The organism is uncultured Jatrophihabitans sp. (assembly GCF_964246335.1).
In the GTDB taxonomy this organism is placed as follows: Bacteria; Actinomycetota; Actinomycetes; order Mycobacteriales; family Jatrophihabitantaceae; genus Jatrophihabitans.
In genome coordinates this window covers 1-8,335 of record NZ_CAXTQF010000087.1, presented here as the reverse complement: position 1 = coordinate 8,335, position 8,335 = coordinate 1, and the positions used below count along the sequence as shown (strand labels likewise).

Here is an 8,335-nt window from a genome sequence, read left to right as displayed (position 1 = left end):
GCCGTGCCGATCCGCTGCTGCGGGCACTGCGACGGCGGTCCCGGAGCGGATCGGCACGGCCCCGCCTGCCGGCGCGGGGCGTCGCGTCGACCGCGCCCGGGCCGCTCAGACCTGCGACGGGTGGTGCCGCTGCCGTCATGCCGCTTCTCCCGATCCGCTGTGGGATCAGAAGCTAACACGGACTTTACTTGGACGGAAGAGGCTTCGCGGCGAACGACGTGCTAGGCAGCGCTGAGCAGCCCGGAGCTGACGAGCGCAGACCGTGCTGCGTCGACCTGCCCGTTCCGCGCGACCACGGCATAGTGTGTGGCCACCAGCATCCGGGCCGAGGCGAAGTCCCGGCGTCCGCGGGCGGCACGGTGGCCGAAGAAGCCGAACGCCGCGCCCCACGCGGCACCGATCACGACAGCGACGGCGATCAGGCCGAACCAGCCGTCGGCGGTGAAGATGCCGAGCAGCAGCCCGATGAGCAGGCCGAACCACGCCCCGCTGGCCGCGCCGGCAGCCGCAGCGCGGCCGTTGGTCAGCCGGCCGGTGACCCGTTCGACCAGGCGCAGGTCCGAGCCGACGATGTCGAGGTTCTGCACCGGAAAGCCGTCGTCGGACAACCGGTCAACGGCACGCTGGGCGTCGGTGTAGTCGTCGTAGGTGGCCACCGTGTTCCACGCCTCGTAGGCCGCGTCGAAGCGCGGTGCCTGCTGGGGGGTGGGGTTGAACGGAGCGGCGAACGCGGTCATGAGGTGCCTCCAGGGCTTGATTCCGACACCCTCGAGACTGCCCGGCGACGCTGTACGCAACCCGTGTCGATGCTGTGCGCCGACTGGGTCGATCAGTTCCGGGCCGTCGCGCGCTCCTGCGCAAAACGGCGCTCGAGGACCGCGTCGTCGGTGCAGTTGTGCACGATGACCAGCGAGCCGCCGACGTCGAGCGCCGCGAAGAAGGTGTCCAGCCAGTCGTCGGGCGAGGACCAGTCGCGCGTGGTCAGCAGGCGCCCGCCGGTGTCCAGGCCGGCGTCGCGCGCAGCATTGCGGGCACGCTCGAGCACCTGCCCGCGGTTGAGGTGCGGCAGGCACGGGTCGGCGGCGCCGCCCAGCAGCTGCACGCCGGCCCACGCGTCGCCCTGGGGGCGCACCGCGGCGACGTAGTCGCGCACGCCGTCCGCGCCGTCGTCGCGCAATCCCAGCGCGGCGGCCGCCGGCGCGATCGCGAACGCGTCGAGCGGCAGGTCCGGCGGCAAGTCACCGGCGTCGACGAACGCGACGTCGGCGCTCGCCGTGTCGGTGGTCAGCTGCAGCCCTGCGGTCAGGCAGCCGAGCAGGACGCACACCGAGATCCAATGTGCAGGCAGGGTGACACCGGCGGTGTCGCCCACGCCCAGACCGAGCTCGTCACCGAGCAGGTGGTGGGTCTTGGCGACCCAGTTCCCGAGCGAGCGCACCGACAGTTCGGTGCGCTCGCCGCTCGCCTCGTCGTAGTAGGTGACGAACGGCCGCGCGGGCTCGGTGACGACCAGCTCGGCGAATCGATGCTCAGGCGTGTCCGCGGGCACGGGTCAGTTGACGCACTTCGCGTCGATGGCCGCGCTCGTGCTGGCGCTGGGTTTCGGCGACGCGCTCGAACCCGCCGAGGTCGAGCGCGAGGTGGACGGCGACGGCGACGGCGACGCGAGCGGCGGATTCAACACCTTCTGCACGTACGCCTGCACCTTCGTCGGATTGACCTCGAGGACGTCGGAGCCGTCGATCGTCGCTTCCGTCGTCGGGATGGTCTTGCCACTGATGTTGTTCGCGCTCAACGCCTCCATCTGCCGGGCGAGGTCGAGCAGGTTGAGTGAGCCGTCGAGGTAGATGTTGCGTTTGACGGCGTCGCCGAGGCTGTTCAGCTTGCTGAAGATGCCCACCGACGCCACCTGACGGAAGGCCGAGGTGAGGAAGTACTGCTGACGCCGTACCCGGTCGAGGTCGCCACGGGGGAGGAAGTGCCGCTGGCGCACGAACTCCAGCGCCGTCACGCCTTTGATGATGTGCTTGCCCTTCGACATCTTGAAGCCGGAGCCGCCGGGCTGGCCGTTGGCCACGTTGTACGCGTGGGTGTCGTTGACGCTGTGGCACAGATCGATGGGAACGCCGCCGATGGCGTTGCTGATCTCGTAGAAGCCGAGCAGGCTGATCTGCACGTAGTGATTGATGGTCAGTCCGGTGAGCTGCTGCACCGTCTTCACCAGCAGCTTGGCTCCGGCCTGCCGACGATCGTCGACCGAGGCATTGCTCGGCGCGTTGTTCGCGTAGCCGTATGGATACGCCGAGTTGAGCCGGTTCATGCCTTCGCCGTCAATATGCACGTACGAGTCACGAGGCAGCGAGATGATCGTCGCCTGCTTGCCGTTCGCCGGCAGATGCAAGATCATCATAGTGTCGGTGTTGCGACTGCCGCCATCCGCGCTGGTGTGCAGCTGGTGGCGCTCGGCCGCGGTCATGTTTGTGCGGTCGTCGTTGCCGACGAGCAGGATGTTCTGGTCCTTGCCGTTGAACGGCGTCGCCTTCTGCCCGGCGGCGTTGGTCGGATCGGCCGGGCTCAGCGGATCGAGGCGGTGGATGCCGTTGTTGATGTTGCGGAACGTGTAGAACGAATAGCCGGCCAGGACGAGAAGCGCGACCGAGATAAGCGCACCGACCGACAGCGCGACGCGTGCGGCGCTGCCCTTCCCGTGCCCACCGCTCGTCCGCCTGCCGCGATGGCGGCCGCGGGGGTCGAGGTACGCCGGCAGCGGTTCGTTCGGGTCCGCTGCGCGGGGGTTGGTCGGCACGCTGGAGAGGTTACAAGTTCATCTCGTATTAACCGGCTGAGGTTCAAAGCGTTCTCACCTGCGCCGTGCGCGGGCCGGGTCAGTCGATGCAGCCGAGCCCGTGCGTGGGGTCCGCCGCCTTGGTCCGGTGCGCAGGCGCAGCGGTCGTGCCGGCGGCAGCCGTCTTGCCGAGGGTGGGCACTCCGGCGACGACGCCGCCGTCGGTGCCGAGCACGAGCGTCACCCGGCTGACGTCGGGGGTGTCGAGCACCGCGGTGTGCGGCACGCGTGCTGCCACCGCCTTGGCCTGTGCCTCGCTGCCCGGCGGGTACTCGACGGTGGTGTGCGGCGTGCTGGCGGTGGAATCCACGACGTCCACCTTGAAGCCGTACGTCTTGAGTTGGTCGGCGTTCCGGCCTGCCAGTCGCGGCACGTTCGCACCGTTGAGTACGTCCACCGTGACGGCCGACGCGGCTGCCGGCGTGGCCTTCGCGTAGGCGTCCGCACTCTTGCCCTCGAGGTGCGTGATGAACGCCGGTATCGCCTTGGTGTCGACGCCGACGATCGACGTCGCCACACCGTCCGGGTAGATCATCTGCGGGCCGTTGTTCGGGATGGTCTCGAAGGCGATCTTGCCCGAACTCAAGGACTCGAACTGCTGGGCGAGCGAGAGCAGGTCGAGGTTCGGGTCGGTGAGCAGCGACGAGCCGACGGCCTTGAGCAGGTCGCGCATCTTGAACGGGTTCAGCAGCGTGCCGGCGGACTCGATCTTCTGGAACGCCGCCTTGAGGAAGTACTGCTGACGCTTGATGCGGTCGAGGTCGCCGTGCGGCAGACCGTGTCGCTGGCGCACGAAGGCCAGTGCCTGGGTGCCTTCGATGACCGAAACGCCTTTGGGCAGATTGATGCCGGAGTTGCCGTGTGCGCCGTCGCCCACCTCGGTGGTCTTGTTCTGGGCGGCGTTGAGGCACACGGTGACGCCGCCGATGGCTTCGCTGATGCGGTAGAAGCCGAGCAGGCTCACCTGCATGTAGTGGTCGATGTGCAGGCCGGTCAGGGCGTGGATCGTGCGGATGACCGAGATGAGCCCGGCGCTCTGGGCCTGCTGCTCGGAGCGGTGCGCCTGCTTGGCGGCGTCGTAGCCGTCCGGGTACGCGGCGTTGATCTTGGCCTTGCCGTGGCCGGGGATCGTGACCCACGAGTCGCGGGGAAAGGACACCAGCGTCGGGCGGCTGCCGTTGTGCGGGATGTGCAGCACCATCATGGTGTCCGCGTTGTCGGTCGTGAGGTCGTGGCCTGCGTGCAGTGCCTTGAGCTCCGCCGGCGTCGCGCCGGAGCGCGTGTCGTTGCCGACCAGCAGGATGTTCTGGTCCGCGCCGTCCGGGTCGATCAGGTCGCTCGGCACCGCGTCGCCGTGCGGCACGCTGGCCTTGAAGTTCTGGAACGTCGCCCAGCTGATGCCGCCGACCAGCAGGATCAGCAGGGAGAAGGACGCAATCAGCGCCCGCCCGCCGACGACCAGTGAGCGTGGGCGCGCGGGTCGGTTCGGCCGCCGGGCGCGTTGACCGCGGACGGCGCGGCGTGCCGCGCCGTCCGCGGACAGGTCGAGGTCCTCGGGCCTCGCGGCGCGGCTAACCGCCCGGGCGCTCGGCGCGCGGCCGGCGCGAGCGGGGGTGGCCGTACTGATCCGACCCGGACAATTTCCGCTCGAGCCTGTTCACACAAACCAAACTTGGGTACTGTCCCTGACGGCGGGGCGCCAGCACTAGACGAGGAATTCGTGTTATGCGCATCAGCCCCCGCCTCTCCGCAGCCTCCTCCGCCCGCCGGGTCGTTCCGGCGGTGCTCGCCGGTGCCCTGGTGACGAGCGCAGCACTGACGGTTACGGCGCCGGCTGCCGGTGCCGACACGCTCGTCGTGCACAAGACCAAGATGGTCGTCACCCTGCACGGTGAGGGTCATGGCCACGGCATGAGCCAGTACGGCGCCAAAGGCGCTGCGCTCGCCGGTCGCTCCTACCGGCAGATCGTCGCGTTCTACTACCCGCACACGACGTTGAGCTACGTCCGAGGGACCGCGATCCGCGTGCGGCTGAGCGGTGCCGGATCGACGACGACGGTCGGTACGGCGTCCGCGCTCTCGGTGAGCGGCGTTGCCGGCACGCTGCCGATCGCCGGCATCGCCCGCTACCGCCTGCTTGCCGGCGGCGGGCACTCCGAGACCCTGCAACGGCTCGCCGCCCGATCCGGCGCGCGCTGGACGACCGTGCGCTCGGGGCTGCCCAACGGCACGACGTTCTGGCGACGCAACGGCGGCGCAGTACGCCTGATGCGCACCGACGGTCGGAGCACCACCTACTACGGCACCCTGCGCGCGATCCGTAAGTCCGGCTCCGGCTCGGCGTCCGGGGTCTACACGGTGAACCGCGTCTCGCTCGAGTCCTACACAGCCGGTGTCGCGCCCCGCGAGATGCCGGCGTCCTGGCCGCGGCAGGCGGTCGCGGCCCAGGCGGTCGCGGCCCGGACGTACGGCCTGTACGGCGTGCGCCACCCCCGGTCGGCGAACTACGACATCTGCGACACCACGAGCTGCCAGGTCTACGGCGGTCACGTGCACTTCGGGCCGAAGGGCAAACTGCTGTGGGGCGACGACTCGCAGGCTGCCAGGGACTCCGCCGGGCGGGTGCTGACGTACAAGGGCAGCGTCGCGTTCGCGCAATTCAGCGCGTCCAACGGCGGGTGGACGGTGTCCGGCGGCAAGCCCTACCTGGTGACCGAGCGAGACCCCTACGACTCGAAGCGTTCGGGTGACCCGTTCCTGAGCTACAACCGCACCGTCGGGGTGTCGTCGGTGGCGCGTTACTACGGCTTGTCCACGGTGACGAAGATCGTCGTGACCAAGCGCGACGGGCACGGTGTGGGCGGCGGCCGGATCCTGTCGGCCTACGTCTACGGCCTGCACGGCAAGACGGCCAAGCGGGTGAGCACCACCGGTGACAACCTCAACTGGGCGCTGGGTGCCGGCACGACGTGGTTCACCCTGCGCAACGCCTGACGGACGGTCGTCTGCAAAGCTCTGGAACGTGCGTGACGACGTCGATGCCGTAATCCTCGTCGGTGGGCTGGGCACGCGGTTGCGGCCGCTGACGTTGTCCGCGCCCAAGCCGATGCTGCCGACCGCCGGTGTGCCGTTCCTGACGCACCTGATCAGCCGCATCCGCTCGGCCGGCATCCGGCACGTCGTGCTCGGCACGTCGTTTCGCGCCGAGGTGTTCGAGGACCACTTCGGCGACGGCGCCGCCCTGGACGTCGATCTCGAGTACGTCGTCGAGACCGAGCCGCTCGGCACCGGAGGCGGCATCCGCAACGTCGCGGACCGGCTGCGCGGTGACACGCAGCTCGTGTTCAACGGCGACAACCTGATCGGCGTCGACTACGCCCAGTTGCTCGAGACGCACCGCAGCGCCGACGCCGACGTGACGCTGTGCCTGCACCGGGTCGCCGACGCGCGCGCGTACGGCTGTGTGCCGACCGACGCCGACGGCCGGGTGCTCGCCTTCCTCGAGAAGCAGCCGGAGCCGGTCACCGACCAGATCAACGCCGGGCTCTACGTGTTCCGCCGGTCGGTGATCGACTCGATCCCGACGGGCCGGCCGGTGTCCGTCGAACGCGAGACGTTCCCGGACCTCCTGGCGGCCGGCAGCTGCGTGATGGGCCATCTCACCGCCGGGTACTGGCGCGACTTCGGCACGCCGGCAGATTTCGTGGCCGGCTCCGCGGACCTCGTCCGGGGCATCGCGCCCTCACCCGCGGTGGCCGAGCCGGGCGAGCGGCTGCTGCTGCCCGGCGCCGACGTCGCGTCCGACGCCGTCGTCGACGAGGGCACGACGATCGGCCACGACGCGTCGGTCGGGCCACGCACGCTCGTTCGCGGCAGCGTGGTGTTCGACGGCGCGCGGCTCGGCGCTGACGTCGTCGTCCGCAACTCGGTGATCGGCGCCGGTGCCGTGATCGGTGACGGCACGGTGCTCGACGACGTCGTCATCGGCGACCGCGCCCGGATCGGCGCCGGCATCGAGCTGCGCGGCGGTGCGCGCGTCTGGCCGGACGCCACGCTCGCCGATGGTTCCGTGCGCTTCTCCGCCGATCTGTGATGATGCGTCGGTGAGTGCTGGCACAACCGCGGAGCGTGTGTGGTCACCGGGCCGGCCGGTCGACCTGCGCGCGACGCTCGGCCCGCTCACCCGCGGTACCGGCGATCCGGCGCACCGCTTCGACACCGCCGGCCGGTTCTGGTGGTCCTGCGCCACACCCGACGGCGCCGGCACGCTCGCGCTCGCCGCGGTCCGCGACCCGACGTCCGCGGCCGCGCAGGTGCGCGCCCAGGCGTGGGGGCCCGGCGCGGCGTGGTTGCTCGAGCGGGTGCCGACGCTGCTCGGTGCGCACGACGACTGGTCCGCGCTCGACCTCGCCGACGTACCGGTGTTGTACGGCACGCGCCGGCGCCGGCCGGGCATGCGGCTGCCGTGCACGGGCCTCGTCATGGACGCGCTCGTGCCGGCCGTGCTGGAGCAGAAGGTCACCGGCCAAGAGGCGCGGCGCTCGTGGCGGCTGTTGCTGAACCGCTTCGGTACGCCTGCGCCCGGCCCCGTCGGGACCGACGCCCGCGCGGCCATGCGGGTGCCGCCGTCCGCGCAGGCCCTGCTGGCGTTGCCTACCTGGGAGTGGCACCGGCTGGGCGTCGACCTCAAGCGCCAGCGCGCCATCCGCGCCGCCGCGTCCGTGGCGAACCGGCTGGAGGAGGCCGCTGCCATGGCGCCGGACGCCGCGCTGGCCCGGCTGCGGCTGATCCCCGGGATCGGTGAGTGGACGGCCGCGGAGACGGCGCAGCGCTCGAACGGGCACGCGGACGCGGTCAGTGTCGGCGACTACCACCTCAAGAACATGGTCGTGCACCTGCTGACCGGCCGGGCCCGCGGCACGGACGAGCAGATGCTCGCGTTGCTCGCGCCGTGGGCGGGCCAGCGGCAACGGGTCATGCGGCTGGTCGAGCTGACCGGCATCGGCGCGCCACGCTTCGGCCCCAAGTTCAACTACACCGACATCCGCGCGATCTGAGCGCGCACGCGCACGTGCGGCCGACGCATGCCCTTCGCGGGCTGTTCGCTGTGTTCCTGGCCGCTGCCTGCCTGCGTTCGTCGATCACGTCGGTGGGCCCGCTGCTCGGCCGGATCGCAGACGACACCGGCCTGTCGGACACGTTGCTGGGGCTGCTGGGCGCGCTGCCGCTGCTGGCCTTCGGTGTCGTCTCGCCGCTCGTCCAGCCCGTCGCGCGCCGGGTGGGCGCCGAGCGGCTGGTCGGCGCGGCGCTGCTCGGGGTGGCGCTCGGCGTCGCCGTGCGCTCGGCGCCCGGCGGCGGGTGGCTGTGGCTCGGCACCGCGGTGCTCGGCGCGGGCATCGCCGTCGGCAACGTGCTGCTGCCCGCCATCGTGCGCCGCGACCACGCGGCCCGTGCGGCGCTGGTCGTCGGCGGCTACCCAGCGGTGATGGG

At 70.9% G+C, this 8,335-nt stretch carries 8 protein-coding genes; 4 read left to right on the top strand and 4 right to left on the bottom strand.

Features of this window, described 5'->3' with window-relative positions:
- Nucleotides 1-221: 221 nt before the first annotated feature.
- The 4 genes from ACFFCN_RS17275 to ACFFCN_RS17260 form a co-directional block, all read right to left on the bottom strand.
- Nucleotides 222-737 (bottom strand): general stress protein, encoded by a 516-nt coding sequence (locus ACFFCN_RS17275; protein ID WP_375493657.1) that lies wholly within the window; start codon nucleotides 735-737, stop codon nucleotides 222-224.
- Nucleotides 738-829: 92 nt separating this feature from the next.
- Nucleotides 830-1,549, bottom strand: a complete 720-nt coding sequence (locus ACFFCN_RS17270; protein ID WP_375493655.1) for a TIGR03089 family protein — start codon at nucleotides 1,547-1,549, stop codon at nucleotides 830-832.
- A 3-nt stretch (nucleotides 1,550-1,552) separates the two neighbouring features.
- On the bottom strand, nucleotides 1,553-2,806 hold the full coding sequence (locus ACFFCN_RS17265; protein ID WP_375493654.1) for an LCP family protein: 1,254 nt from the start codon (nucleotides 2,804-2,806) through the stop codon (nucleotides 1,553-1,555).
- A gap of 79 nt (nucleotides 2,807-2,885) precedes the next feature.
- Entirely contained in the window at nucleotides 2,886-4,190 is a 1,305-nt protein-coding gene (locus ACFFCN_RS17260; RefSeq protein ID WP_375493652.1) for an LCP family protein, read from the bottom strand.
- Between the two features lie 380 nt (nucleotides 4,191-4,570).
- Here ACFFCN_RS17260 and ACFFCN_RS17255 point away from each other — a divergent pair, with 380 nt between their 5' ends.
- From ACFFCN_RS17255 to ACFFCN_RS17240, 4 genes are all read left to right on the top strand, one after another.
- A complete protein-coding gene (locus ACFFCN_RS17255) occupies nucleotides 4,571-5,839 on the top strand; it encodes a SpoIID/LytB domain-containing protein (protein WP_375493650.1) in 1,269 nt (422 codons plus the stop codon).
- Nucleotides 5,840-5,867: 28 nt separating this feature from the next.
- Nucleotides 5,868-6,938, top strand: a complete 1,071-nt coding sequence (locus tag ACFFCN_RS17250; RefSeq protein ID WP_375493649.1) for a sugar phosphate nucleotidyltransferase — start codon at nucleotides 5,868-5,870, stop codon at nucleotides 6,936-6,938.
- The gene (locus tag ACFFCN_RS17245) at nucleotides 6,907-7,902 is read left to right on the top strand and encodes a DNA-3-methyladenine glycosylase family protein (protein ID WP_375493648.1); all 996 of its coding nucleotides are present in this window, start codon (nucleotides 6,907-6,909) and stop codon (nucleotides 7,900-7,902) included. The genes ACFFCN_RS17250 and ACFFCN_RS17245 overlap by 32 nt, the downstream gene beginning before the upstream one ends.
- Before the next feature lie 14 nt (nucleotides 7,903-7,916).
- Nucleotides 7,917-8,335, top strand: a 419-nt coding sequence (locus tag ACFFCN_RS17240; RefSeq protein WP_375493647.1) for an MFS transporter, incomplete at its 3' end; no start/stop codon positions are given.

Excerpts from the sequence above, each read along its gene's own strand:
- ACFFCN_RS17275 (WP_375493657.1), bottom strand. The coding sequence starts at position 737 with ATGACCGCGTTCGCCGCTCCGTTCAACCCCACCCCCCAGCAGGCACCG.
- ACFFCN_RS17255 (WP_375493650.1), top strand. The coding sequence starts at position 4,571 with ATGCGCATCAGCCCCCGCCTCTCCGCAGCCTCCTCCGCCCGCCGGGTC.
- ACFFCN_RS17245 (WP_375493648.1), top strand. The coding sequence starts at position 6,907 with ATGGTTCCGTGCGCTTCTCCGCCGATCTGTGATGATGCGTCGGTGAGT.